Below are 2,102 nucleotides of genomic sequence, written 5' to 3' on the forward strand. Positions count from 1 at the left end.
CCCGGGTAGCGCGGCCCGCTTCATGCCCGGGTATCCGACGGCACGGTGGTGGAGATGAAGTCGTCGATGATGTCGATCACCTCTGCCGGCGCCTCGACCTGGGCGAAATGCCCGACGTCGGGCAGCACCTCGAGCCGGCAGTCCGGTCGGGCCTCGAGCGCCGAATAGGCGTGGGCGACCGGGATGATGGCATCCTGTTCGCCCCAGATCGCCAGCGTGGGCAGGTCTTCGCGCAGCTTCAACCGGTTCAGCGCGCTGACGGACTGGCCGCGGTAGTCGACCACCGACCGCAGGGTGCGCAGGAATGCGTCCCGGGTTCCGCGATCGGAGAACGACGAGTAGGCACTCCAGATCTCCGCGCCGCGCGGCGAGCGCAGACCGGCTGAGCTCAACCACGAGCGCACCGCGTTACCCGCGCGGATCACCGGGGGCGGCGCGATCACCGGCATCACCAACTCCGCACCCGGCGCCGCGAGCAGTCGCAGGATCAACCCGACGTCGGGTCCGAGTCCGCCGCTGCTGATCAACACGAGCCGGCGACAGTAGTCCGGATGCTGGTACAGGAACTGCATGGCCACCCCGCCACCGAGTGAGTGGCCGACAACGGTCGCCGACTCGACACCGAGTTCGTCGAGCAGGTCGCGCAGACCAACGGCAAAAGCACCCAGCGAATAGTCCGTCCGAGGCTTCTCCGACTGCCCGTGACCCGTGAGGTCGGGAGCCACCACGCGGTACTTCTTGGCGAGCTGCGGGATCACCGCCCGCCACGTGTCCGCACTACCTGCCATGCCGTGGATCAGCAGCAGGACCTCGTCGCCCTCGCCCTCGTCCACCACAGCTTGCTTGACCCCATGGATGTCGACGAACTTCGTTTCGCTCATCACGCCTCCTGTCGACTCGAGGCTCGATCTTACTGATCGGTAAGTTCACCTGGCAACATCGGGCACCGAAGCGCTCACAGCAGGCGTTCGGGGGTGATGGGTAGCGAGGTGATGCGCCGGCCGGTGGCGTTGAACACGGCATTGGCGATGGCGGGCGCGACACCGATCATCATCAGTTCGCCCAGGCCCTTCACTCCGATCGGGCTGGCGATGGTGTCCTCTGCGGGCAGGAAGGTGGCGTCCAGCGCGGGTACATCCGCGTTGACGGGAACCAGGTAGTCGGCGATGTTGGCGTTGACGACCCGCCCGTCGCGGTGGTCGATGTGCGAATCCTCGAGCAACGCCATGCCGATCCCCCACACCATCCCGCCGAGTGCCTGGCTGCGAGCGAGTTTCGGGTTGATGATCCGCCCGGCGTCGTAGAAGGCGTCCATCCGCCGGACCCGTACGGTGCCGAGCAGTTCGTCGACGGCCACCTCGGCGAACACCGCGCCGTAGGACCAGATCGAGTAGTCGTCGATCCGGTCGTCGGGATTCCAGGTGTGTTCGGACTCGAGGTGAGTCCAGCCGCGTCGGTTCAACAACTGCTGGTAGGTCTCGCCGCGGTTCGGTTCGTCAATGAGCGACATCCGCCCGCACGAATCTGTCCCGCAGCAGGGTTCCGGCGTGCGCCACCCCCGAACCCACGCTGGCCATCGTCTGCTGCGCTCCGTGCATCGGCGCCTCGGGAAAAAGGCTGTCCCCCAGATCAAATCGAACACGATCTGTCGGCAGGCCCAGCGCATCGGCGGCGACCTGCGTCATGGACGTGTACGTTCCCACCCCCATGTCACTGCTGGCCGTGACAACATCCGCGGTACCGTCGGCGTCGATCCTCACCGAGACACTGCAGGGGCTGCTGATCGAATGGTAGACAGCGCTGGCCACACCCGGACCGGGGTCGGAGTCGGGGATCCGCATGTCGCGCAGCACCATTGCCACGGTGGGATGGTCAAGCGGTAGCCGGCATCGGTGCCGATCGCGTTCACGGTCACGCCTCCCAGACGCGGCCCGCGAACGCTTTGTCGACTTCGGTGTGGAACAGGTGGTTGGAGTAGTTGCTGATCGTCTTGACCGAGATCGCCAGCAGCACCTGCAGGACGTCGGTCTCGGTGAACCCCGCGGCGAGGAAGGCGTCGAGATCGGCGCCCGTGGGTAGCCCACGGGATTCGACCATCGCGG

4 protein-coding genes are annotated in these 2,102 nt (G+C 66.4%); all 4 read right to left on the minus strand.

Annotation, left to right across the window (positions count from 1 at the left end):
* Positions 1 to 20: 20 nt before the first annotated feature.
* Positions 21 to 881 (minus strand): alpha/beta fold hydrolase, encoded by an 861-nt coding sequence (locus tag WA965_RS02345; RefSeq protein ID WP_526301157.1) that lies wholly within the window; start codon positions 879 to 881, stop codon positions 21 to 23.
* A 74-nt stretch (positions 882 to 955) separates the two neighbouring features.
* Positions 956 to 1,510: a xanthine dehydrogenase family protein molybdopterin-binding subunit gene (locus WA965_RS02350; protein ID WP_526301155.1), complete on the minus strand. Its 555-nt coding sequence runs from the start codon at positions 1,508 to 1,510 to the stop codon at positions 956 to 958.
* Entirely contained in the window at positions 1,497 to 1,856 is a 360-nt protein-coding gene (locus WA965_RS02355; RefSeq protein WP_526301255.1) for a molybdopterin cofactor-binding domain-containing protein, read from the minus strand. Before WA965_RS02355 ends, WA965_RS02350 begins: the two co-directional genes overlap by 14 nt.
* Positions 1,857 to 1,911: 55 nt before the next feature.
* On the minus strand, positions 1,912 to 2,102 hold a 191-nt coding region (locus WA965_RS02360; protein WP_526301153.1), incomplete at its 5' end, for a carboxymuconolactone decarboxylase family protein.

It is taken from the genome of Mycobacterium sp. (genome assembly GCF_049683935.1).
Classification (GTDB): domain Bacteria; phylum Actinomycetota; class Actinomycetes; order Mycobacteriales; family Mycobacteriaceae; genus Mycobacterium.

Coding starts and splice junctions, on each gene's coding strand:
- WA965_RS02345 (WP_526301157.1), bottom strand. CDS start 881: ATGAGCGAAACGAAGTTCGTCGACATCCATGGGGTCAAGCAAGCTGTG.
- WA965_RS02350 (WP_526301155.1), bottom strand. CDS start 1,510: ATGTCGCTCATTGACGAACCGAACCGCGGCGAGACCTACCAGCAGTTG.
- WA965_RS02355 (WP_526301255.1), bottom strand. CDS start 1,856: ATGGTGCTGCGCGACATGCGGATCCCCGACTCCGACCCCGGTCCGGGT.